Source organism: Nostoc sp. DSM 114167, from assembly GCF_052692655.1.
The window spans coordinates 1,213,976-1,238,425 of the sequence record NZ_CP195116.1; the positions used below are offsets into that span (position 1 = coordinate 1,213,976).

At 38.0% G+C, this 24,450-nt stretch carries 17 protein-coding genes; 10 read left to right on the plus strand and 7 right to left on the minus strand.

Features of this window, described 5'->3' with window-relative positions; genetic code table 11:
• Window positions 1-131: 131 nt before the first annotated feature.
• A complete protein-coding gene (locus NSTC731_RS05025; RefSeq protein ID WP_445629880.1) occupies window positions 132-1,034 on the minus strand; it encodes a methyltransferase domain-containing protein in 903 nt (300 codons plus the stop codon).
• A 975-nt stretch (window positions 1,035-2,009) separates the two neighbouring features.
• On the opposite strand from NSTC731_RS05025, the gene NSTC731_RS05030 reads away from it, so the two are divergent.
• From NSTC731_RS05030 to NSTC731_RS05055, 6 genes are all read left to right on the plus strand, one after another.
• The gene (locus tag NSTC731_RS05030; protein WP_445629881.1) at window positions 2,010-3,452 is read left to right on the plus strand and encodes a sugar transferase; all 1,443 of its coding nucleotides are present in this window, start codon (window positions 2,010-2,012) and stop codon (window positions 3,450-3,452) included.
• Window positions 3,453-3,692: 240 nt separating this feature from the next.
• The gene (locus NSTC731_RS05035; protein WP_445629882.1) at window positions 3,693-5,126 is read left to right on the plus strand and encodes an oligosaccharide flippase family protein; all 1,434 of its coding nucleotides are present in this window, start codon (window positions 3,693-3,695) and stop codon (window positions 5,124-5,126) included.
• Between the two features lie 91 nt (window positions 5,127-5,217).
• Window positions 5,218-6,318: a glycosyltransferase family 4 protein gene (locus tag NSTC731_RS05040; protein ID WP_445629883.1), complete on the plus strand. Its 1,101-nt coding sequence runs from the start codon at window positions 5,218-5,220 to the stop codon at window positions 6,316-6,318.
• A 17-nt stretch (window positions 6,319-6,335) separates the two neighbouring features.
• Window positions 6,336-7,547, plus strand: coding sequence for an O-antigen ligase family protein (locus NSTC731_RS05045; RefSeq protein ID WP_445629884.1), 1,212 nt, complete (start codon window positions 6,336-6,338; stop codon window positions 7,545-7,547).
• A 277-nt stretch (window positions 7,548-7,824) separates the two neighbouring features.
• Window positions 7,825-9,021 carry a glycosyltransferase family 4 protein gene (locus NSTC731_RS05050; RefSeq protein WP_445629885.1) on the plus strand — a complete coding sequence of 399 codons (1,197 nt, stop codon included), beginning with the start codon at window positions 7,825-7,827 and terminating at the stop codon, window positions 9,019-9,021.
• 639 nt (window positions 9,022-9,660) lie between these two features.
• A complete protein-coding gene (locus NSTC731_RS05055; protein WP_445629886.1) occupies window positions 9,661-11,889 on the plus strand; it encodes a GumC family protein in 2,229 nt (742 codons plus the stop codon).
• 263 nt (window positions 11,890-12,152) lie between these two features.
• On the opposite strand, the gene NSTC731_RS05060 is transcribed toward NSTC731_RS05055, so the two are convergent.
• The 5 genes from NSTC731_RS05060 to fabI form a co-directional block, all read right to left on the minus strand.
• Window positions 12,153-13,538, minus strand: a complete 1,386-nt coding sequence (locus tag NSTC731_RS05060; RefSeq protein WP_445629887.1) for a choice-of-anchor Q domain-containing protein — start codon at window positions 13,536-13,538, stop codon at window positions 12,153-12,155.
• 830 nt (window positions 13,539-14,368) lie between these two features.
• On the minus strand, window positions 14,369-15,838 hold the full coding sequence (locus NSTC731_RS05065; RefSeq protein WP_445629888.1) for an SLBB domain-containing protein: 1,470 nt from the start codon (window positions 15,836-15,838) through the stop codon (window positions 14,369-14,371).
• A gap of 498 nt (window positions 15,839-16,336) precedes the next feature.
• Window positions 16,337-17,320: an ABC transporter ATP-binding protein gene (locus NSTC731_RS05070; protein ID WP_445629889.1), complete on the minus strand. Its 984-nt coding sequence runs from the start codon at window positions 17,318-17,320 to the stop codon at window positions 16,337-16,339.
• Between the two features lie 208 nt (window positions 17,321-17,528).
• Window positions 17,529-18,170 (minus strand): imidazoleglycerol-phosphate dehydratase HisB, encoded by a 642-nt coding sequence (hisB, locus tag NSTC731_RS05075; RefSeq protein ID WP_445629890.1) that lies wholly within the window; start codon window positions 18,168-18,170, stop codon window positions 17,529-17,531.
• Between the two features lie 131 nt (window positions 18,171-18,301).
• Complete coding sequence (gene fabI, locus NSTC731_RS05080; protein WP_322671731.1) at window positions 18,302-19,078, minus strand: enoyl-ACP reductase FabI; 777 nt, start codon at window positions 19,076-19,078, stop codon at window positions 18,302-18,304.
• Between the two features lie 379 nt (window positions 19,079-19,457).
• Between fabI and ntcA the strand changes: the two genes are divergently transcribed.
• From ntcA to NSTC731_RS05095, 3 genes are all read left to right on the plus strand, one after another.
• On the plus strand, window positions 19,458-20,129 hold the full coding sequence (gene ntcA / locus NSTC731_RS05085; protein ID WP_292854711.1) for a global nitrogen regulator NtcA: 672 nt from the start codon (window positions 19,458-19,460) through the stop codon (window positions 20,127-20,129).
• Window positions 20,130-20,297: 168 nt separating this feature from the next.
• A complete protein-coding gene (locus NSTC731_RS05090) occupies window positions 20,298-21,788 on the plus strand; it encodes a DUF3084 domain-containing protein (RefSeq protein WP_445629891.1) in 1,491 nt (496 codons plus the stop codon).
• 143 nt (window positions 21,789-21,931) lie between these two features.
• Window positions 21,932-22,366 carry a pre-16S rRNA-processing nuclease YqgF gene (locus tag NSTC731_RS05095; RefSeq protein ID WP_445629892.1) on the plus strand — a complete coding sequence of 145 codons (435 nt, stop codon included), beginning with the start codon at window positions 21,932-21,934 and terminating at the stop codon, window positions 22,364-22,366.
• A gap of 77 nt (window positions 22,367-22,443) precedes the next feature.
• Here the strand turns inward: NSTC731_RS05095 and NSTC731_RS05100 are convergent, their stop codons facing one another.
• Window positions 22,444-22,707, minus strand: coding sequence for a DUF3146 family protein (locus tag NSTC731_RS05100; protein WP_069070640.1), 264 nt, complete (start codon window positions 22,705-22,707; stop codon window positions 22,444-22,446).
• A 985-nt stretch (window positions 22,708-23,692) separates the two neighbouring features.
• On the opposite strand from NSTC731_RS05100, the gene NSTC731_RS05105 reads away from it, so the two are divergent.
• On the plus strand, window positions 23,693-23,893 hold the full coding sequence (locus NSTC731_RS05105) for a heavy-metal-associated domain-containing protein (protein ID WP_292785349.1): 201 nt from the start codon (window positions 23,693-23,695) through the stop codon (window positions 23,891-23,893).
• Window positions 23,894-24,450: the final 557 nt, after the last annotated feature.

Genomic DNA, 24,450 nt, shown 5'->3' on the forward strand with positions numbered 1-24,450 from the left:
AACCAACATATAGCAATCTTGAATGATACAAACACTAGGAGCACACAGATATGTTGTGCGCCCCTACTAATTATTTTTACTCCAAATAATTGCAAATAGCTATAAAACTTATCAAACTAAAAAGTTGCTCTTTAGTTTTTGACTATTACCAGTGCCTTCATTTGAGCATTGAGCAGAGGTTGATGATAATTTTTTTGCAGGTCTGGCACAGGTTTCCCATCTACAATAACCTTGTAGATTTTTGCGTAGCAGTTGCTAGGTAAGTTATCAATAATTCTTGTTTTAAATGCAGCAGGACTATAAGTTCTAGCAAAGCCTTCATATGCACCCCATCCAGCAAAGCTTGCAGTATTGTCAAAAATTGTGATTGCTTTGTCAACATTGGGCTTCTGAATTCGTTTATTGTTCCAGATTTCCGCATATTCGTTAGTTAAAAATAGCGGTGCAATGACAAGTTTTCTGCCCGCTTTCAATAAACGTACTGCCTCTTTAATAAACTTAATATCCAAATCATCTCGAAAATGTTCAAAAGAGTGATGACAGCTAATTCCATCTAAAGATTCATCTGGGAGAGGGATTGCATCAATAGATCCACCAATGTACTTAATTCCATCTGTGACTTTTCCATCCAATAAGGAGTCTTGACAGTAAGCATTCAATTTGAACTTTGAAACTGCCATTAAAGCCTTTATATATTCAGCTTTTTCACCACCAGCAGCATCTAGTATTTCATCACCTTCTTTCAAATCTAATAGAGTCATTGTCGTTAGATATTCAAGTGGCTTGGAATGGATGTAATCAAGTTGATTATATTTAGTTAATACATCCGAATTTATAAAATCCCTATAATCTTTTTCAGAAAAATATAAATTGCTTATTTCTATTTTTACTTCGCCTATCTCCGAATCATTTGTTGCTCGTAAAATTTTATTAACTTTTAAATTGTTTAGACGCAAATTTGTCAACAAACGCCACTTTTTATTGTTTAAAAACCTGCCCAATCGATCTACTATATCTAATTTACTAGTCACCATACTTTCACCCTGTGTTTTATTGATTGAAATGAAACTCGAAATTCTTACAGTTGAATCCCAAAAATTAAATTTCTGTTTTACCGAATAAATACAAACACTTACACGTAATTATAAAGGTACATTATCCTATCTCAGTAAAATCTACTTGATGAAAGATAGTTTTTACAAAATCTTCATTTTGCCTTGAATTATATAAATTTAATGTAAAGTCATAATCTTATTTTTTTGGATAATTCACGCAACCCTATAAAACCCAACTATGTTTGTAACATCAGTCTTCTAATCTAAACTACAGCCTCATCGTTAAGGTTGCTGCCCTTTTAAGACTTCATTTAGAAATGTTTTTGAAACTGACTTAAGTCAACAATGTAAAGTTTTGTTGCAAAATTCAAATTTTTAATGCATTTTGTTATAGGTTATGTAATATAATTTCTAATCAGTAATTATGCGTAAAAACAACAGATATAATAAGACAACTTTATATTCAAAGCTGAATTAGTCTAAATAAATATGCTAGAGTAATTTCTGAGGTTATATAAATAATTGTATACCTCGAAGAAAGAAGTGAAACTCTCCAAGATATCTGCGATATCCATAATTAAGCTGATGTATTAGCGATCTGAAAAATCATCATACTTTATTTTTATTTTGCCTACTTGCTTGATTTTTAACATCAGCAGTTTTGTTTAACTACTAATAATCTAAATTGACCAACAAATCTTTTTTTCATTAATTTTTACAGACTAAAATGTGATTATATACTGCAACTAAACCAAGGTATCTCGGTAGTAAAACAGTACTAAAACCGACCTAGAGAATATTTTTAATCGAGAACTTAAAGTTACTCCCAAAAAAATGGTTAAGACCAAGACTAAAAAGTCAAGTTTTCTTTGCAAATAAAAATAGTGAGATAGCCAAATTGTCTTGTATATTTAAGCTCCTATCAGATTTTACCTACACCAAGTGTTCCTACTTATGAGTCATCAAAGCATTACAACAAATAAATTCAGTGAAGTACCTTTGGATTTACGTGCATCGACATTTGTCACGGTACGTAAGGGTTCGTGGTGGTTGAGATTAACAACATTATTCTTAGTAGACTGTACTCTTTTATTTCTAGCTTGGGTTTTAGCAGCATATCAATCTACTTACGGACACTTTAGTTGGTATACAACGAGTCATTATCTACCGATTTTAACAGCTATTGGGATTCAAATAGGATCGCTAGCTGTCGAAGGTATTTATCGAGAAGGTCAAAAACGTTATGACTATTTCAATATTATCAAATCGCTAACTTTTGCTCATGGATTAATACTATTAGTTAGCTTTTTGTATAAACCAGTTATTGATATAACACGTCCAAACTTAATATTATTACCTTGGTTGCTAAGTATATTTTTTGTTTGTACTGGTAGATATGCTGTAAATATTACTCTAGAATATCTACGCAAGCAAAAAAAAATAGTTCGTTCTTCTGTTTTCATTATTTGCGATCCTCAAGATCGCGAGCAAATTGAGAGTTTTATAAAAAAAGAAAAGCATTACATTATATCTGGAACTGCGAATGCCAATTCACTAGACAGATATCAGCGTCAGCAAACATTGACTCAGCTTAATCAACTAGGGGTGACAGAAGTTTTTATATCTTGGGATGCGCTAAAAAATAGAATGTTTTTGTGCTGGTTATTTCAAGCATCTGGAATACAAGTACATATTTTACCGATGGAATTAAAACCAATTTATAAAAACGTACAATTCAACAAAATAGGGGGAATGCCTTGTCTAAGTTTGGATTGTCCGATAATTACAGGTAAGGATTTTTGGATAAAGCGTAGCTGTGATTTCTGTTTTGCGACTTTATTTGTAATGTTATTCTTCCCCATTTATATAGCTATAGCTATAGCTATAAAACTTGACTCTCCAGGTACAGTATTCTACAAACAAACGCGTATAGGTTTACATGGTCAACAGTTTAAAGTATGGAAATTCAGAACAATGAGGTCTGACGCAGAAAAGTTACAAAAAGAATTAGAAGCATTAAATGAAACAAAAGATGGGATTATCTTTAAAATTAAAGATGATCCTCGCATTACCCGTGTTGGAAAATTTCTCCGTCGTTACAGTTTAGACGAATTACCTCAACTTTTTAACGTTATCCTTGGAGAAATGAGTATAGTAGGACCTCGCCCTTTACCTACTAGAGATGTTGAAAAGTTTTCTGAACATCATTTTATTCGACATGAAATATTACCTGGTATTACCGGTCTTTGGCAAGTTTCAGGTCGCTCAAATATTTTAGATTTTGAACAAGTGATTCATCTCGATATGAACTATATCGAAAATTGGTCACTTAAGTTAGACTTTGAAATTCTCCTTAAAACAGTTATGGTGGTTTTGCGAAAAGATGGTGCTTACTAACGAGGAAAAATCTATAGCTGGGCAGCTATGATTAAAGAATTTCCTTTTCGGATAAATCAATAAATTTATTGCAGTTTCAGTTTAATTTGTGGCGGATTCAATTGAGATTTTTTTACATTACACTGAGTAATTAGTTACTTGTTTTGCTTGAAAACACTCTAGAAAAATCTATAAGGATGTATCCGAAAAAATCATGGTGACTCCAAATAAAAGAATTAAGCTGAATTAAGAATTATAAGAATGGTAGAAAAGTACAAATTCATAAGTAATTCCTTCTCAATGATACTCAATCGGTTAGTACAAAGTGTTACAGCCTTTGTGTTAACCGCTTCTATTGCTCGTACTCTAGGAGCCGAGGCTTTAGGACAGTATCTACTAGCATATAGCTACTATTTTATTTTTGTAGGCATTGCTTCACAAGGGCTAAAAACATTGTTTACTAGAGAACTAGCTCGTGAACCACAAAAAACATCAGTCTATTTAATGAGTGGTACTTGCTTACAGCTAATATTTAGTTTTTTCAGTTATGGAGCATTGGTGATTGTAGTATTTTTACTTCCCTATAGTACCAAAACCTCAATTGTTTGTTACATAATGGGTTTAACGATCATCCCCTTTGCGCTTTCTAATATCACAGAGGCAATTTTTCAAGCGAAAGAAAAGATGCATCTGATTGCGATCGCTACAGTGCCAGTTTATATTTTACGCCTAATAATCATGATTTGGGCGATGCAACTAAAATATGGAATTGAATATTTGGGAGCGATCCTAGTTTTTTCTGAAACATTAATTTTGGTAATTGAATGGATTTTTATCGCTCGCTTAGTAAAAATTAAATGGCAAATTGATAGGGATTTTGTCTTAAATACAATCAAAAATGCGCGCACATTTTTTGCTATTGAAGCAATAGCTGTAGTAATTGGCAGAATTCAAATACTGATCCTTTCATTATTAGGAAATGAGTTTTTAGTAGGTTTATTTGGCGGAATAACACAATTATTACAACCCTTTATGATTATTGCTAACAGTATGAGTTTAGCAATATTTCCAAGGCTTTCAAAAGCAGTAGAACTAGGAAGAGAAAAGCAGAAGCAGATAGCTGAAAATATTATCGAAATCTTACTCATCATCGCACTGCCCTTGTTTCTTGGGATATTATTATTTGGCAAAGATTTATTAGTTTTTCTCTATAATGCTAGCTTTGCTGAAGCAAATATAGCTCTTACGATCAGCGCCGCGTCACTGATTTTTTTGCCGTTTACACGCTCACTGACTTATTTACTGGTAGCCAATGGTTTCGAGATAGTGAACTTACGTGAAGTAGTTATTACTAGTACATTAGGGAGCTTAGGAGGTGTGGTATTAGTTTCGCGCTATCAGTTACTAGGTGCAGCTTTAATGGCATTATTGATGACTATTTCTGGTTTTAGCCAGTATATTTATTTCACCTATACTCGCCTATTTTCATTAAATTTATGGCGAATTGTACGCCGACCATTAATAATAACTATTGTGATGCTACCTATATTAATATTTTTACAAAAACTTAGTTTAAACTTTATATTAACTCTAATTATTGCAACTTGTGTTTATACTTTATTTGTGATTTATTTAGGTATTCGTGCATTTGGAGGGTTTCGGTTTTTATGGTTTAAATTGTTAAGGTCTCAGTAATTAGTTTCAAATAAATTATTATTAACTCATAAAATAAACTTATAAAAACTGATGAAATAAATAATCTAAGAGGAAGGATGTAATTTTAATTATGATTAAAGTTGCTTTATTACATTTTAGCTTTGAAGATTACACCATTGAATTAGCAAACAGTCTGGTTAAATATGTTGATTTAACGCTAATTCACCCGGAAAAAGTTTCAAATGTTTGTAGCAATGTTCTCGATCCTAACATCCGCGTAATTAGCTTTAAAAAACCACGGATTCGCGACCCACGCAACCTATTGTCGATGTACGAGATGATGCGTATTATCAAAGACATACAGCCGGATATCTTGCATGTGCAAGAAACTAACGATCCTTGGTATGATTGGACTTTGTTACTCAACAAAATGCCGCCATTGGTGACAACTATCCACGACATATTCCGTCACCCAGGAGATAGCATGGCTGTATTCGGTTCAGAGTATACTAGGCGTATTGCCTTCTATCGTTCCCAACAATTGATTGTCCATACTCATCAACTAAAAAAGATTCTAATTGAACAATTTCATATACCTCAAGAGCGAGTCAATGTTTTACCACATGGGGAACTTGGTAGTTTGTATCAGCGTCGGGGTACGAAGTATAGTCAGACTCGCGAGCCAAATACGTTACTATTTTTTGGCCGCATCTGGCCATACAAAGGATTGAAATATTTACTTCAGGCTATGCCTTTAATTGCTGAACGTATACCTGAAGTCAAACTGATTATCGCTGGACGGGGAGAAAATATCAAACAATATTTCCCTAATGGTTATGATGAGAAACGTTACGAAATTATCAATGACTTTATCCCCCTTGAAGAAGTCAGTAATTTATTTCAACGCAGTACGATAACAGTTCTACCATACATAGAAGCCTCTCAAAGTGGAGTGGCAGCCTTATCTTATGGCATGGGAACCTTGGTTGTAGCCTCTGAAGTAGGGGGATTAAGTGAGATAATTCAGCATAAAAAAGATGGGTTGTTAGTTCCACCTCGTGATGTTCAATCTTTAGCTGATGCTATTATTTATTTGTTAAGCGATCGCGATTTGCAACAACGTATGCAAACTGCAGCATTAGCTCGCTGTCAGGAAGATTTAAATTGGTCAAATATTGCCGCTCAAACAGTCCAAGTTTATTATAAAGAACTGAATATGCAAAATAAATAAATATTAGTTAATTTATTATGAAAAAAATACTAATTTTTGAACAGGTATTCACAATTATGAGCTTGCTGATGTATTCAGGGGCAGTTTTTGTTGTTGTACTGTCAGGAGGAGCAGGACAGGGTGATTTAGTAGAATATGATAGCTCTGTGATTCGGATTATTTATTCTTTCATCTACCTAGTTACCTTAGTACTACTAGTTTTACGTTGGAAGAAAACTCTTTATTTCCTTAGGAAAGACTTTTGGCTTTATTCTTTAATTTTATTGTCAGCTGTTTCTATTATTTGGTCTTTTGAACCCTCAACAACATTAAAAAATAGTTTTTCCCTGATTAATTCCAGTTTATTTGGACTATATTTTGCTTCGCGATATAGCTTAAAACAGCAGTTACATTTACTCGCTTGGAACTTTGCAATTATTATAATACTCAGTTTTGTTTTTGCCATAGCTTTGCCTAAATACGGAATACAGAGCGATTTGGATGGTTCAAAGTGGCGTGGAGTATTCACACACAAAAACGGTCTGGGAGCAAGAATGGTAACAAGTAGTATGACTTTTTTTATACTTGGTTATCAAATTCAAAGACGTAGTTGGCTTTTCTGGGCAGGGTTTGGCTTGTCACTACTACTCTTACGGCTTTCTGCTTCCGGTTCATCTTTAGTTAACCTATTAATCATAATATTGACATTTTTTGCTTTTCAAATTTGGCGTTGGTCTTACCAATTCATGGTACCAACCCTAATAATGATAGCTACTATCAGCCAAAGCTTATATTTTTGGTTGTCTAGTAATGCGAATGTCCTGTTCAATGCAATTGGTAAAGATGCGACGCTAACGGGTAGAACAGAGTTGTGGCCATTAGTAATTGATAAGATTTGGAAACATCCTTGGCTTGGTTACGGTTATGGTGGATTCTGGCAAGGATGGAATGGCGAATCTGCCGATATTTGGCTTGCAGCTGCATGGACGCCAAGCCACCCCCACAATGGATATCTGGCTCTTTGCCTAGATTTGGGTCTTTTGGGCTTAGCAATCTTCTTTTTTGGATTTTGGCGCAATTATCTGCAAGGATTTGCTTGGGTACGTAGTAGCAAAACAGCATTTGATATTTGGCCACTTATACACATGACATATATACTTTTATCTAGCCTCACTGAGTCTAACTTAATGGAATCAAATAGTTTGACTTGGATACTGTATGTGGCGGCATCTCTCTCAGTCAAAATGTAAAAAGTCAGATGATTAATCAATATACTTGTAACCAGCTAATAACAGCAAAACTGATAGCTGTCATCATGTGTATATGCATATTTATTACTTAAGCCAGTTTCGCCAAGTTATGAATATAAGTTCCAGAAATAAGGTATATTTTAGACTTGACAACTGAGTGTTTTACTAAAGTAGCGTTTCACATTTACCCTGCCTATACTCATAAATTCAGGGTTTCAACCATTTTTCCGAGTAAGTGAATAATTACTTACTAAACTAATTAAAAATTGAAATTATTATGGCATCACCGAAAAAAGTACTAATTATTGTTGAAAATCTCCCAGTCCCCTTTGATAGACGGGTATGGATGGAAGCAACTACTTTACAAAAAGCTGGGTATGAAGTTAGTGTAATTTCGCCTACGGGTAATGGCTTTGAAAAAGATTACGAAATTATTGAGCAGATTCACATTTACCGTCATCCCCTACCACCGGAAGAAAGTTCTGTCATTGGCTATCTTCGAGAATACAGTTGGGCAATTAACTGGCAATTCCGTCTAGCTCAAAGGGTATGGCGAGAGCGTGGTTTTGATGTCATACATATTTGTAATCCGCCCGATTTACTTTTCTTGGTAGCAGTATGGTTTAAATTATTTCATGGTATATCTATTATCTTCGATCATCATGACCTCAGTCCAGAAATGTATGAAGCTAAATATCGTCGGCGCGATATTTTTTATTATGGATTACGGTGGGCTGAACGCTTAACCTATGCCACAGCAGACATGGTAATTTCAACGAACGAGTCACACCGAGAGGTAGCTCTTAAGCGTGGGCACAAGAAACCAGAGAACGTATTTGTAGTTCGTAGTGCGCCGGATCTTTCGCGCTTTCGCCGAATGCCTCCAAACCCCAATTACCGCAGAGGTAGAAACTACTTGATAGGTTACATGGGTGTCATGGGAGAACCAGAGGGTATTGATTATCTATTAAGAATGGTATATTACATTGTCCACAAAAAAAATCGCTCTGATATTCACTTTATGCTAATTGGTAGTGGCCCTATGGCAGAAAAGCTCAAGGACTTATCCAAAGAGTTAAAAGTGAATGAGTTTGTAGAATTTACAGGGTTTAAGCAAGGTGAAGAACTTTTAGAGCGGCTTTCCAGCTGCGACGTGTGTGTAGAACCTTCTCCAACATCTGCTTATAACGAAAACTGCACTATGAATAAAATCCTTGAATATATGGCAATGGGAAAAGCAATTGTCCAGTTTGATTTGCGAGAGGGAAGACGTTCTGCACAAGAAGCGTCTCTTTATGCAAAGCCTAATGACGAAGTAGAATTTGCCGAGAAAATTTTGGAACTTCTAGATTCTCCTGAACGTAGACAAAAGATCGGAGCCGAGGGCCGACGCAGAATGGAGGAAATTCTTGAATGGCAATATCAAGCTCCAAAACTGTTAGATGCTTACGATAAAGTTTGGCAAAGTAGGTAGCTACTTCAACTTTCAGAATTACTATATTAAGTAGTAAGTAAGTTGAGTAATAAGTAGATGTTTGCGATCAAAAATTACAAAATGACAAAATAAAGAATTTTTTACTTGACTTTGAAATTTTTGCTTTAGCTAAGATATTTCATATGACAAGGAATCTAGCCGTATAATATTCAAGGAAAAAATCAAGTCTTTGATAATCCAGAAATAAATTTGAATGAATATTAGTGGTTGATGGCTAATGCAGAAAAAATTTTTAATTGAACCTCCTGTTACTAAAGGGTTGATTTATGGTAAGGCAGTTATAGTTAGAACGTAGTTAACTCACCTGAAATCCCAAAAGTAACAAAAGTTTTGCTCAATAAAGGTACCAGCACCGTTACACATTTGCACTCAATGGAGACTAAATTTTTACTTAAAAATATACTATAATACATTTCATTTAAACACTTCTTGCGTCTTTGGCGGTTTCGTTAAAAAAAGGATTTCGATAAAGAGTAAAGCTTTAACTGAACCGTATTCGTCTATAGTATATTTTATATTGTAAAATTATACATAATCGGTATTGTCAATTGCACTGGTTTGTGACTGTTATAAGTCAATTTTGAGTTTCTTGCTTAAGACCTGTACTTTGGAAGATTTATGTCAGAAAAATCTATGGAATCTAGAGAATCTATTGATTTAGACCTTAATCGTTACTTATTGATATTGAAACGCTGGTGGTTGCCTGCTTTCAGTATATTTGTGGCGACAGTTATTCTGAGTGCTATATCTACACAATTTCTGAAGCCAGACTATGAAGCAGAAGGAAAACTGTTATTCAGAGTTCCCAGTTTTAAAGTAGCAGGCAATAATCTTTCCCCTACTGCCTCTGAAGGAGGAGACTCAGGAGATTTGAAACCATTGGTAGCAACTCAAAATCCCATAAGCAGTCAGATAGAAGTTATTTCTTCCCCAGCTTTATTACAACGGACAATAGACAAACTACAACTCAAAGACAACGAAGGTAAACCTTTGGAGGTGAAAGCACTACTAAAAGCCCTGAACCTAAAAATTATTGGTGGGACAGATGTATTGCGTATTACTTATAAAAGTCACGATCCTGAAGAAGCAGCGGCAGTAGTCAACACAATTATGAGGTTTTATTTAGAAAATGATATTCTGACAAATCGCTCTGAGGCAGGAGCAACTCGTCAGTTTATGGCCAAGCAACTTCCTACAACTCAAGCTGCTGTTAATAATGCAGAAGTAGCGCTACGTATATTTAAACAAAAGCATCAGATTGCAGATTTATCAGAGGAGACAAGGTCAGCTGTTGCGACTATTGGAAATCTAGACAATGAGATGAATACTGTCAAGGCTCAACTGGATGAGGTAAATGCCCAAACCAATCAACTACGGCAGAAAGTAGAGCTAAATTCTCAGGAAGCGATCGCTGTGAGTGCCCTTAGTCAGTCACCAGCAGTACAGGGAATTCTTACACAACTTCAAGAGACCGATCGGCAGTTGGCAGTTGAGCGCAGCCGTTTTCTAGATGACAACCCTATAATTATTAACCTAGAAGCAAAAAAAGCGAATTTAAAATCTCTCTTGCAACAGCAAGTTGGTCAGACTATTGGCAATCAAACACAAGTTCCCCAGAACCTATTGCAGATTGGAGAACTCAGACAAAGCCTGATACAAAACTTTCTGCAATCAGAAATACAACGTTTTGGCTTAACTCAAAGACTCTCGTCCTTATATAATTCTCGTGCCAGCTATGAACAGCGGGTGAAACTCATACCCCAGTTGGCACAAAACCAGCGGGAGTTAGAACGGAAAGTTGAAGTTGCAGAATCGACCTATCAAACTCTATTGAAAAAGGTTCAAGAATTACAGTTAGTTGAAAATACAAATACCCCTAGTTCCCGAATTATTGCTCAGGCTTTAGTGCCTGAAGATCCTACATTAACCAAAAAAATAATTGTTTTGGTGCTAGGAGTCATGTTCGGTTTGTTTTTTGCTACCACAACTGTACTTTTTCTCGCGATGAGAGATAGATCTCTAAAAACACTTAAAGAAATTAGAGATGTATTTGGATATACTTTACTAGGAATTGTTCCTTTGTCTGTTAAAAAGCTTCGTTCCCGTGATTCAAATGCAGAATCAACGTCTCAAACAGTTGCCGTCAGAGATACTCCCCACTCTTTAACGAGTGAAATGTATCGGATGATTCAAGCAAATCTGAAATTCTTAAGTTCAGATAAATTGCTTAAAACCATTGTGATAACTAGTGCAATTCCTAAAGAAGGCAAGTCTACAGTTTCAGCTAATTTGGCAGCAGCGATCGCTCAACTAGGACGTCAAGTTTTATTAATAGATGCAGATATGCGAGTTCCTTCTCAACATCATCTTTGGCAATTAACCAATGAGGTTGGTTTGAGTGAGGTTCTCGTAGGTCAGGCTGAATTTAACATTGCTGTATCTAAGGTAATGGACAACCTTGATGTTTTAACTGCTGGAGTTAGGCCTCCCAACCCACTTGCTTTGCTTGACTCAAAACGGATGGCATCACTCATTGAGAGTTTCTCATCCCAGTATAAGTATGACTTTGTAATTATTGACGCTCCTCCACTGCTTTTGGCAGCCGATGCTTTGACTTTAAGCCAAATGACTGATGGTATTTTGTTAGTAGCTCGACCCGGAGTAATTGATTCCAATAGTGCTAATGCTGCTCAAGAGATATTAGAGAGATCCAATTACAACGTTCTAGGTTTAGTAGTCAATGGAGTCATTGATAAAAATGAATCTAGTAGTTATCGATATCATTCTCACGAATACTTTAACCCAAGAGAGTTGAAAAAAGAGCTTAAGGGACTAGCGAAGAAATAAAGCTTCTAAAAAATTATTTTAGGAGTTACATCAAGTCCGGATAAATATTTATTAATAAAGACTGAGGTAAAGACGCTATAAGTTTTAAATAATAAGTAATTAACCGGACTAAGAATTATTGATATAGCGCTCCTAGATCGGATAAGAGATATCTTCACTGTTTTGCTTTGTGGCTCTTGCTGGCCTTCTCCAATTGGGTTGTAGACAAAACCTATATATCAATAAGAACTTTATCCTACAACCCAATGCCATACTTTTAACTGCTACCGATTTTCGTATGCTCCTCTATCAGGTGCATAACCGGACACACGAGAATTGCCTAGAAAATCGGTTTTCAAACTACTCCATTTTAAACCACTATTAATAGCCGGACTTGTTGATTTCAATCTAAAGTCACGAGCCGAGGCATTAACAAACTGTGGATCTGCAATCATATCGTTAGGTCCTGTAATCTTGATCGTCGAATTATTGCGATAAACATTGTAGTCATAACTGACGTTGACATTTTTCATATTGCTATTCACAGCATTACCAGGGGAAGCATACATAATGTTATTGAAAATTTTGACATCAGACGAATAACCCGCATAAATTTCGCCTTTTCCCTTTTTTTGAACTTCTGGACTTTGCTGATTCAAATATGCCGTATTGTTGATAATATCGATATGCTGACTCTCATGGGAATGAATACCTGAACCGCCATTATTGTAGGTGAGATTGTTCGCAATTAAAATCCGTCCTCTATATCCTTTTGAAACATCAACAATAATACCATTACCGTCTGAAATCGTTCCGGAACCAATCCAAGGAACGTACATTCGATTGTTGTAGCTTCTGTTATTGGTCACAAATATCTTGTATCCCTTGTTATTGTCAGAACTCCAATTATTAAGCATGGAAATGCCACTGCAACCATGAACTGTGTACCAAGCGTTATTGTATACAGTGTTATTATCCACTTTCACATAATCAGCTTGGATTGCTGAGATACCTGCTCCTCCACAATCATGCACTTTGTTGTTTAGAATATTTATGTGATGGGAACGGCCTTTATTTCCTCCCTCAATGCTTATGCAATTTCCGCTAGTAAGCGGATTTGATGTGTTATATTTCTGACTTAACGCATAATCACGGGTGATATTAGCATTGTTCCCTATAACCTCCAGCCCGTTAATCTCGATGTATGAAGCTCCATTTGAAATCGAGATCCCATTCCATGTATTGTGCTGAATTTTTGGAGAATGCCCAGGATATGCTTCAAATTTAATCCATGCATTTGCAGTTCCAGAACGTTTAATACTTAGTACAGCACCGTTTTTGGGCCCATTCTTGTATTGCCCGTTCATAATAAGTACCGTGTCGCCAGGATTAGTCAGGTTTGCTGCCCTTTGAAGTGTCCTAAAAGCAGATGAGGTAGAGAGTCCGCTATTTCTATCGTTTCCGTTACCACTAACATAGTATGTTGTCTCAGTTGAAATACCACTGATCAGCTTGCGGTTAGGTAGTGGTGTTTCCTGAATAGTGGATGGCTGAGGAACATCTTTAAAAAAAGACTCTGTTATTCTCTGTCCTTGAACCAGACCTGTTAATGCCCAGGGAAGTACAAGAGATGCGCTCAAACTGAGAAAACCGAAACCATGAATCATCATAGGGAAAAAATAGGGTATGTTGCAAAAACTCAATCGTTAACGGTTAGTAACTCTAGCCTTAGTTAATAACCCAGTATTGGATACGGTCGTATCACTGCCACTTGTAAGTTTATACACGGTTTTATAGGTTTAAACCTGCGCATTTTCGCGTAAATATGGCTGAACCACCTTTTGAGCTTGTGTTCCAAAAAATCGCAAACATCTGATAAAATCACTGAATAAAAAATATCAGTATCCAGAGTTACCCTATTCATGAACACCAAGCAACCGTACAAATGGCGTCATTTCCAATTCGACATCATTCTACTGTGTATACGCGGTATCTGTGGTTAAAATAGTATATCTGTCATCAATTAGTTGATTTACTTAAATAATTCTTATGATAATAAGAATCACTGAATAACTAAAAATCAGTGATTAACTAGTATTTACGAAATCTGCTTTCTAAAAGATTCTCATTATCATAAGAAATCCGAGTACCTACAATAAAGATTTCAAAAATCTATCAATGCACATTATGAATTTACAGTCAGAGTTTTAAAGTTTACAGTATTTCTTTATGAGTAATATTACTTAAAATTATTATAATGACGGATATATAAAAGTGGTCAGATAGCTTAAAACATTGGCAAATCAGAAAAGAGCGGCTGTCAAAGTATTTATAGCAGACTTGTCCTAACCAGGATCGCAGCATTTAGAAAACGCAATTTGGAAGGAGCGATGTCTTGTGAAGCGTTTGTTATGTGTAACTTGTTTTTGATCAAAGGATAGTGCAATTTTAGGGACGAAGAGGGTTGACCAACGCCCCCAATTTACATCTATCTCTTAAATTAGAGTCCGAATAAGTTCAGAAGATTAAGGATAATACCTAGAGGTCCAGTTACAGTGTTGACGGTATCGCCAGTCTTAGCTGCACCAGATCGGTTTACTACTACAACGTCATTATTGCGGAGTATGGGATTAGTTTGCTCATTAATCCCAGCGGAGAAATCCACTTTTACTATACGTTTAGTGACAGAACCATTAGGATTGAGGCGAATTAAATCAACAGCACTACTACTAGCTCTGGCATCATTAAATCCGCCAGCAGCAAGTATAGCTTGATTTAAAGAGCTATTTGGTTGAACGTCTGTTAGACCTGGTTTTTTAACTTCGCCAACCACACCAACCTGAATTCGTGTAGGAGACAAAGTAGTGGTAGCTAATTGAGTAGCTTCTGCGGGGTTAATTTCAGTTGCCGTCGGAATAACAATTGTATCTCCGTCTTGTACAATGATGTCTTGATTGGCATCACCACTCTGTAACAGTTGCCAAAGATTAATATCTATAGATTGTTCTGAGCCAGTTCTTGTAGGTCGGCGTAGCTTGAGATTACGCACATCAGCTTGTGCTGTAATCCCGCCAGCTAATTGAATTACCCGTGTCACATTTGGTAAACCAGTGGGACTGGCAGTGCCACTGTTAGGGGTTGCGCCCACTTGGCTATCTGTATTACCTGGGGTGACAAGATACGAACCAGGACGGTTAACTTCACCAATAATTGTTACTGTGCGGGGTGTGGTTTGACTGGCAGCAAAGTTGGATGCAAATATATTGCGAGATTCTGCAACGTTGAAGTTGGTTGCTGTTGGCACAACTATAGTGTCTCCATCCCGCAAGGTAATATCCTGCGATAACTTGCCTGTTTGAATGAGTTCTTTCAAATTGAGGGTGACAGATTGCTCTGAAGAACGTCCGATTCTACGCCGTAATTGAACTTGAGTCACATCCGCAGCTAAAGTTACCCCCTGCGCTGTTGTTAATGCGGCTAATACAGTGGGGTATTGTACGCCTGGATTGTTCCCGGCGCCTCCGCTCAAGTTTAGAGTGTAAGCTCCAGGACGTGTTACCTCTCCAGCAACAAAAATATTTATAGGACGAGGAGACAAGAGATTGACTGAGATCAAGGGACGTTTGAGGAAGCGAGCATATCTTCTAGCTATTTCGTCAGAAGCTTGTTCAGTTGTTAGCCCTAATACCGATACACTACCAATTAAAGGTAGGTTGATTGCTCCACCGGGGGGAATTTGGTATTCACCTGTATATTCAGGTACTTCAAATACATTTACACGGATGAGATCGCCGCCTCCTAATGAATAATTAGTATCTAATTGTGTTTGTGTAATTGGTGGTTGTGTTGTTGGTGGTAACGGTTGTCCCTGAGCTAGACTGGCAGATGACACAGCGGCATTGACAGCAGTTAACAAAGCCATACCTACAGTTGGCTGAATTAGGAATTTAGACAAACTTTTGTTAAGCATATTTACCTGAGACTCTGAAACTACAATCAATAAAGTACTGTCTAAACATTTTTATTTTGACTATACCTAAATATTCAAGTTCCCCGACACTCTTATTTTCCTAGAAAAGTGTTATTTTCCGGAGGAAATTTGTTTATTGAACTTAAATTTTTAGTGAAGTTAGCTTAAAGTTAATGTTGCTTGAATAGAGTGATATCAAAAAATGTACGATTTACGCAACTAAATCCAGTTTCTACAAGAAATTGTCTGTTAGCCAACAATCAAGTAGTCGCGAATAAAGTTTTCTTGTCAAAGTTAATTTGATGACATTTAAAATCTGCAATGAGTAGTAAGGGACTACTAAAATTAGGAACAAGTTCATTAAATAAATACAAATAAGCTTGAAAAGATGTCGGAATTTTATTTTTTGTGGATTGTGTTGGGCAAAGGAACTTAAAAAGGCAGAATTTTGGGTTTTGTTCTTCAAGCCAGTCGACTATTTACTATTTGGCAACAAGACTAATTCAAGGGGTTGTTTTTTCTTTGGATCTGTTGAATAAAAAATTCTTCTAAGGATTGACGTGACAAGTTAATGGCGATAATTTTACCTTCCATAAGACGAAGACTGGCAAGAAAATCATAATAACCATCTTGTAGTGTACCGTGCCAGGAACCATCAGGCTCAAATATGAGAGTGGGTATCCATTTTTTAAGAATTTCCCAGTCACCACCTTGACCTTTTACTTGATATGTGTCATTTACGCCTAAAAGTTCATTGAGGGAACCAGAGCAAATTAGTTCACCTTGAGCGAGAATGGCAATGCGATCGCAAATCTGTTCTACTTCACTAAGAACGTGGCTGTTGAAAAAAATCGTTTTACCAGCAGCTTTGAGCGCCAGAATAATTTCTCGCATTTGGTAGCGCCCCACCGGATCGAGACCAGACATAGGTTCATCCAGAAAAACTAAATCTGGCTCGTTAATTAGTGCCTGTGCCATCCCAACACGCTGTAGCATTCCTTTGGAATAGCGGCGCAGCAGTTTTTTACGGGCATCGGCTTGGGATAAACCGACCAATTCCAGTAGTTGGGGAATGCGCTGGCGTTGGACACTTTGGGGAATTTGGAATAACCCAGCAGCAAGCTGTAAAAATTCCCAACCAGTGAGATAGTCATACAAATAGGGATTTTCCGGCAGATAGCCAATATGTTGCTTAACACTGCGATCGCCTATTGGTTTACCTAACAACGATCCGCGTCCGGAAGTGGGATGAATAATTCCCAGCAACAATTTTAAAAGGGTAGTTTTCCCAGCACCATTAGGCCCCAACAAACCAAAGGTTTCGCCTTTGTAAACCGTTAAAGAACAGTTTTTGAGAGATACGACTTTTTGATTTAGCCAAAAACCAGTGCGATAGACTTTTCGCAACTCAGAAGTTAGGACTACTGGTGGAATGTCTGCCGTATTAAGTTGAGAATTAGAGTCATCTGCAACAGATTTCATCTCGGTTAAATCACTATTTATCAGCTTGGCATCAATTAAAAATTACCCGGTAGGCTGATAATAACCATCAACAACTCGTGTGTCAATTATCCGAAATGGGGGACTGGGGAAGAAGCAGGGGAGCAGGGGAGCAGGAGAGCAGAGGAGAAGAGAAGTTGTAGTAAGTTTTCTCCCCTCTGCCTCTTTTCAATGCCCAATTTGACTCTTTTCATAGAACTCCCTTAGAACTGGGAATTAAGCCAGCACGTCGAGGGTCAATTTCCACTGCCTGCCGTGTTGCTCTTGCAAAGGCTTTAAATGTTGCTTCAATGATGTGGTGAGAATTAATGCCATCCAATTGTCGAATGTGCAGTGTCATTTGGCTATGGTTAACCAAAGCCACAAAAAATTCTCGCACCAGTTGGGTGTCATAGGTTCCTACCCTGTGAGTAGGAATTTGCAAGCCGTAGCTGAGGTGAGGCCGTCCAGAAAAGTCTAGCGCTACCTGAACTAAGGCTTCATCCAGTGGTGCAAGAAAATTACCAAAGCGGACAATACCTTTTCTGTCGCCTAGTGCTTGGTTAAAAGCTTGCCCTAAAGTAATGCCTACATCTTCGTTGGTGTGATGATCGTCAATTTCCCAGTCTCCCTTGGCTTGAACATCTATATCAATCAGCCCGTGGGAGGCAATTTGATGCAACATGTGATCCAAAAACGGAATACCTGTTGCTGCTGTGCAAGTTCCTCTACCATCCAGATTGATGGTAACTTGCACATTAGTTTCACCAGTGGTGCGGTGAACAGTGGCAATGCGAGGGGTTTGGGTTAAGCGATCGTAGTTTGAATTAACTTGGCGATTGGTTGTTTGCATGGGGAGTGGAAAGAGTTAAAAGTTAAGAGTTATCAGTTAGGAATTAAGAACTATGAGTTATGAGTTATAAATTTTTAACTCTTAACTCCTCACTTCTAACTCCTAACTTTCTTACTCCTAACTTTATCGCGTCACATTCCCATAATTTCATATCCTGCATCTACATAGAGAATTTGTCCGGTAATGCCGCTGGACAAATCACTACACAAGAAAGCCGCAGCGTTGCCTACTTCTAACTGAGTGACGGTGCGTCGTAGAGGAGCTACTTCTTCTACATGATGAATCATATCCAAAATCCCACCCACTGCTGAAGATGCCAAAGTACGGATGGGACCTGCGGAGATGGCATTCACACGAATATTTTGCGGCCCTAGTTCAGCAGCTAGGTAACGCACACTCATTTCTAAACCCGCCTTGGCAATTCCCATAACGTTGTAGTTGGGGATTGCCCTAACACCACCTAAATATGTCAGAGTGACGATGCTACCTCCCTCTGTCATCAAAGGTTTGGCTGCACCACTTAACTGCACCAATGAGTAGGTACTAATTTCTAAGGCGGTGTTGAAGCCAGAACGAGAGGTTTGGCTAAAATCTCCACTTAAATCGTCTTTGCTGGCAAAGGCCAGACAATGGATCAGGATATCTAGCTTTCCCCACTGTTCGCGGATTGTCTCAAAAGTAGATTTAATTTGGTCTTCATCTTGGACATTACAGGGAAGAAATAAGCTGGGGTTGAGAGGTTCTACCAATTCCGCAACTTTTTTCTCCATCTTGCCACGTTCATCCGGCAGGTAGGTAATACCCAGGTTTGCTCCGGCTTTGTGCAGTTGTTGGGCGATGCCCCAAGCGATCGAGCGGTTATTGGCAATACCTGTAACAAGGGCATTTTTTCCAGTCAGATTTAGCATATAAATTGTTAATGCGATCGATCATTAGGAGCATACTAGAATCTGAGGCACGTTTAGTCTTTGTTTTATACAGGATTGACAAAAATGAATATTGCTAAGGGTGTTTGCCGTGACAAAAATCTGGATTTTTTATAAAGATATTCTCAAGATATCTTTATTTGTTCTTCAAAAAACCTTTTAAATATAGTTATTGGAACTACTTATCAACAATTAGTAGCTGAAAGGATCAACAATTATGTATCATTATAAACAAAGAGTTATGAAGAGATTAGTTTGAGTATAGGAAAGTACAGAAAGGTTGACGGTGCTTTATTCATTTTTCGGGTGTATTCTTAGGTAATCAGTTTTTGTTTTTCCGGCATTGGGTAGGGGAAGGGAGATGATCGTGACACAAGATAAAGCCCTAGCAAATGTTTTTCGTCAGATGGCGACCGGGGCGTTTCCGCCAGTTGTGGAAACGTTTGAACGCAATAAAACGATCTTTTTTCCTGGCGATCCTGCCGAACGAGTTTATTTTCTTTTGAAAGGTGCTGTTAAACTTTCCAGGGTGTACGAGGCAGGAGAGGAAATAACGGTAGCGTTGCTGCGGGAAAATAGTGTTTTTGGTGTATTGTCATTGCTGACAGGAAATAAATCGGATCGGTTTTACCATGCGGTTGCATTTACTCCTGTAGAATTACTGTCGGCACCAATTGAACAGGTGGAGGTAGCACTTAAGGAAAATCCAGAATTATCAATGTTAATGCTGCGAGGTCTGTCTTCGCGCATTTTACAGACAGAGATGATGATTGAAACTCTTGCTCACCGAGATATGGGTTCTAGATTGGTGAGTTTTTTGTTAATTCTTTGTCGGGATTTTGGCGTTCCTTGTGCGGATGGGATCACAATTGATCTGAAGTTATCTCATCAAGCGATCGCAGAGGCAATTGGTTCAACTCGTGTTACCGTTACTAGGCTCCTGGGAGATTTGCGTGAGAAAAAAATGATTTCTATCCACAAAAAGAAGATTACTGTGCATAAACCTGTTACCTTAAGTAGGCAGTTCACATAAAAACAATTGGAGAAAGGGGAATCGGCGCGTGTTCTATTTTGAAAAATGACACTAATAGCTAGAGGTAAATCTAAAATTGAATAATTTCAGCTATTGCCAATTCCCACTTCTTTCCAGACAATGCTTAAAAGTAGTAGGCTGTATCTGGAAGGATTTCGGTAGCTAAAGATGACCACCGGATACATCCTCATCGCAGCAATTCTGATTCTGGGAGGCGTAATTGCCACCGTGGGCGATCGCATCGGCACACGAGTTGGCAAAGCCCGCCTCTCACTTTTTAAGCTTCGTCCGAAAAACACTGCTGTACTAGTAACAATTTTTACTGGTGGTTTGATTTCAGCATCAACTCTAGGGATTTTATTCGCTGCCGACGAAGGTTTGCGCAAAGGAGTCTTTGAGTTAGAAGATATTCAAACAGACCTCAGACAGAAGCGGGAACAGCTAAAAACCGCAGAAACGCAGAAAAGTCAGGTAGAGGGTGAGTTAAATCAAGCAAGAATTGCCCAAGCAAAGGCACAACAAGACTTGCAGGCAATTAATCAATCCTTGCAGGCGGCAAACGCCAAACAGAGGGAAACGCAAGCCCAGCTGAACCGCACCATTAGTCAACAAGCCCAAACCCAAACTCAACTCCAACGCACTCAAGGTCAGCTAGATCGAGTTGTAACTCAATATCAAAAAGCCATAGCTGAATTGCAAAGCGTTTACGACCAGAGAAAGGAACTACAGGCGGCAGTTGAACTGTTGAAGACAGAACGTCAAAGACTTTATGCAGAAGCGAAAAAAGCCATTGACGAAGCCAAAACAGCAATTGAAAAACGCGATCGCGAACTTGCTAACCGTCAAGAAGCCATAGAAGCGCGCGATCAAAAAATTGCTCAACTGGATCAACTAATTCAAAAACGTAATCTAGAAGTTGTAGCACGAGAGCAAGTGATTGCCAAACGGGAATCGCGCCTCAAAGAATTGGAAGCACAACAGGAGGAACTAGAACAGGAAGTTGCCAGACTGGAAAAATATTATCAGTCCTACCGCGACTTGCGTTTGGGTAAGCTGGCCTTAGTTCGCGGTCAAGTTCTGTCCGCTGCTGTAATTCGTGTTACTCAACCTGCCGCCGCTCGTCAAGCAGTGGTACAACTTTTACAAGAAGCCAATCGCAACGCCAACCTCGAACTAAGCGAACCTGGTGCAAATTCGGCAAATTTAGAGCTGTTGCGCGTGACCCAGGATAGAGTCGATCAATTAAGCAAGCAGATTGAGGATGGTAAAGAATACGTCGTGCGAATTTTCTCTGCTGGTAATTACGTCAGGGGAGAAAAGCAGATAGAATTTTTCGCGGATACAGCCCAGAATCAACTGGTTTTTTCGGGAGGCGCGGTGTTAGCCACGACTACTGCTGATTCCAAAACCATGACATCTTATCAGTTACAGCAGCGGCTAGAAATACTGATTTCTGCTTCCCAATTTCGTGCCCGTAATGCCGGAATTGTCGAAAATGTGCAAGTAGAGGGGACTTTTCTGCGCTTTGTCAGCCTACTAAGACAGTATAATCAACCCTTGGAGATCAAAGCGATCGCAGCAGAGGATACTTATACAGCCGGACCATTGAGAGTAAAATTGGTGGCGATAGTTGACGGAAAAATTATTTTTAGTACTTAAAAAATTATTTGCACACTGTTATTAGTAAGATTTAAACACATTGAACAGCAGTCAAAATAGTTGCTGTAGCTGCATTTTTTATCTAGCAGATACTATACGTAGCAAGATCCTTGTAAGGGTACATTTCTAATTTTTAATTAATTATGAATCTCCGTGAATTTTCACCAACGCAACCAGTCATCTTGGGGTTTGATCCAGGTCGAGATAAGTGTGGTTTAGCGGTGATGGGACTCGATCGGCAACTGTACGCTCATCAAGTTGTGTTAGCAAAAGAGGCGATCGCTAGCATTGAGACACTGCGCCAAAGGTTTCCGATTTCTTTGATGGTCATGGGCGACCAAACTACAGCCAAACAGTGGAGACAGAGATTATATCAAGAATTGACAGAACCGTTGAGTATTATTTTAGTGGATGAGCGCTACACAACCTTAGAAGCACGCGATCGCTATTGGCAAATGTTCCCGCCCAAAGGGCTAATCAAGCTAATGCCACAGGGTCTACGACAGCCTCCAAGACCCATAGATGACATTGTTGCCATCCTCTTAATCGAAAGATACTTAAATCGCCTTACTGAATGAGCAGCCAGCCAATTTTAGATTTTTTCTTCAATCCAAAATCTAAAATCCAAAATCCAAAATTGAATAACTTTTAACTTTTAAAGTTCCGCCCGAATCGTAAAAGCATAGTCTCCTCCAGGCTCTAGCTGGTAATCTTGTTGCTCTAAGAATCGACCGAGAGGTTCTTTGATTAAGGCGCGACCTTGGGAAGGCTTGACGGCAAGTTCTCCCCGACGAAAATGCCACTGGAAATGCCACTCAAACTCACCCGCACTCACTTCACCCTCAAGGAAGCCGTGTTGCCAGGATTGACGGGTAATTCTGACATGGGCAATGGTTTCTGGCAGACGTTTTGCACTCACAATGCTTTATGTCAAGTGTGGAATAACAGCCGATAATGTAGGCTACTTATTTTATTTACCAAACATATCTCAATTAGACAAACTGACAAAGTGGGTATTTGTAGTTAACTGTCTGGCAAGTCAACAATGCTTGGTGAGGGCTGGGGAAAGGGGAAAGGGAAAAGGGTAAGGGATTTAAATCCTTTCCCCCTTTACCCCGCTTGCGTCACGAAAGCGAACTACTAGTACAGTACGGCGTCAATAAACCACCCCTGACGCTCGGTCGCTCTTAGCGTCTCCTAGAGAAGCGTTAGCGAGTTTTATTTCGAGGGTCATAGTTCGTCATAGATATTGGAAAATAAATCAAACGAGAAATGCTAATTTTTTCGTTGCTTCTAGCGATCGCATTTCAACTACTGATACATTTCAGAAATCGTTTCCACTCGCAATGTGAAGCAGTCTCTAGCGTAAATACCCAAATAGCAGTGTCTAACACTCCTATGATAATTGTGTTGCTGAAAGTCTTTGTTGGGAATCCACAGTATATTTCTGCCGCAAGATAGCTGTTTTTTGAATCTATATGTACTCTAAATGTTGGGCAAAAGTATCTAAAGTGTACAATAAATTAAAAACTACAGATAAAAAGATTTCGTGAATTACGCATAGACGCTTGTACAATCGAGCAGTCTTACTAAAATAACTATGTCTAACATCAATGCCTAAAAAAGCAGCGTAAATGTCTTGTGGAGTCCTCATCACAAACTTAAAAATGCTTTTTAAAAGTTAGTAGTTTCTCAGTGGATTTTCATAAAAAGCTTTATATGTTTTGGCATTTTATTTAGTTTTACGTCCTTAATAATTTGTCAATAATGATTTAGATATAACTATTAGTTATTACTATTTATGTAATGCTCAATTCCCTAACTCAAGTAAGATGTGCGCTCACTCTCAAAATCGATATTATATTTCTTAAAGGTAAATTTCAGTTTGCGTAACGAGGTAAATAATGGCAATTAAATTGAAAGTTCCCAATATTAAAGGTAATGAGTGCGCCCAGAAAATAACTAAATCTATTCAGACTATGGAATCTGATGCCAAAGTAGATGTGAACGTTGAGACTAAAACTGTCACTGTAGATGCTGCCGCTTCTGAAGAGTCAATTAAACAGATAGTTCAATCTGCTGGTTACACTATAGAGGGCTATTAACTAAATCTCTAAGTTTTCTAAGAAATTTAGAGGAAATACTTTAGCCAGCACAATTGTCTAATGATATTTACGTCCGTCAAACGGACGTAAATATTAATATATTACTCTACTCGCTCGCAATTATTCGTTCTCTGACAGCAGGGCAAAAAATCTAAATATTGGTAAGCATCAATAAGAATTAAGTTTGCCAAGACCACAATCAAATATAACTTTCAGAGAATTAAATCTTAAATCTCATATTAAAAATTCTTAGGTCGAAATTAAAGGATGTTTTAAAATGTATTTAGTCGGTAACAAAACGTTTTAGTTCTCCATAAATCCCCCTTATTCAGGGAGGTTAGGGGGCATATAGAAGTGCCTAAAATTACAGTTGAACGACATTCCTGGATGGTACAAGCCCCTAGATTCATCTATGGAGTTAATCTAAAATCTAAAATTCGCAAGCCCCTAGATTTATCTATGGGGTCAACTGTCAATCCCAAATCCCAAATCCCAAATCTAAAATCCAAAATTGTCTGACCGACATTCCTGGATGGTACAAGCCCCTAGATTCATCT

What these genes read in the sequence shown, in the direction of transcription:
- NSTC731_RS05025 (WP_445629880.1), bottom strand. Translation starts at nt 1,034, where the DNA reads ATGGTGACTAGTAAATTAGATATAGTAGATCGATTGGGCAGGTTTTTA.
- NSTC731_RS05030 (WP_445629881.1), top strand. Translation starts at nt 2,010, where the DNA reads ATGAGTCATCAAAGCATTACAACAAATAAATTCAGTGAAGTACCTTTG.
- NSTC731_RS05035 (WP_445629882.1), top strand. Translation starts at nt 3,693, where the DNA reads ATGGTAGAAAAGTACAAATTCATAAGTAATTCCTTCTCAATGATACTC.
- NSTC731_RS05040 (WP_445629883.1), top strand. Translation starts at nt 5,218, where the DNA reads ATGATTAAAGTTGCTTTATTACATTTTAGCTTTGAAGATTACACCATT.
- NSTC731_RS05045 (WP_445629884.1), top strand. Translation starts at nt 6,336, where the DNA reads ATGAAAAAAATACTAATTTTTGAACAGGTATTCACAATTATGAGCTTG.
- NSTC731_RS05050 (WP_445629885.1), top strand. Translation starts at nt 7,825, where the DNA reads ATGGCATCACCGAAAAAAGTACTAATTATTGTTGAAAATCTCCCAGTC.
- NSTC731_RS05055 (WP_445629886.1), top strand. Translation starts at nt 9,661, where the DNA reads ATGTCAGAAAAATCTATGGAATCTAGAGAATCTATTGATTTAGACCTT.
- NSTC731_RS05060 (WP_445629887.1), bottom strand. Translation starts at nt 13,538, where the DNA reads ATGATGATTCATGGTTTCGGTTTTCTCAGTTTGAGCGCATCTCTTGTA.
- NSTC731_RS05065 (WP_445629888.1), bottom strand. Translation starts at nt 15,838, where the DNA reads ATGCTTAACAAAAGTTTGTCTAAATTCCTAATTCAGCCAACTGTAGGT.
- NSTC731_RS05070 (WP_445629889.1), bottom strand. Translation starts at nt 17,320, where the DNA reads ATGAAATCTGTTGCAGATGACTCTAATTCTCAACTTAATACGGCAGAC.
- hisB (WP_445629890.1), bottom strand. Translation starts at nt 18,170, where the DNA reads ATGCAAACAACCAATCGCCAAGTTAATTCAAACTACGATCGCTTAACC.
- fabI (WP_322671731.1), bottom strand. Translation starts at nt 19,078, where the DNA reads ATGCTAAATCTGACTGGAAAAAATGCCCTTGTTACAGGTATTGCCAAT.
- ntcA (WP_292854711.1), top strand. Translation starts at nt 19,458, where the DNA reads ATGATCGTGACACAAGATAAAGCCCTAGCAAATGTTTTTCGTCAGATG.
- NSTC731_RS05090 (WP_445629891.1), top strand. Translation starts at nt 20,298, where the DNA reads ATGACCACCGGATACATCCTCATCGCAGCAATTCTGATTCTGGGAGGC.
- NSTC731_RS05095 (WP_445629892.1), top strand. Translation starts at nt 21,932, where the DNA reads ATGAATCTCCGTGAATTTTCACCAACGCAACCAGTCATCTTGGGGTTT.
- NSTC731_RS05105 (WP_292785349.1), top strand. Translation starts at nt 23,693, where the DNA reads ATGGCAATTAAATTGAAAGTTCCCAATATTAAAGGTAATGAGTGCGCC.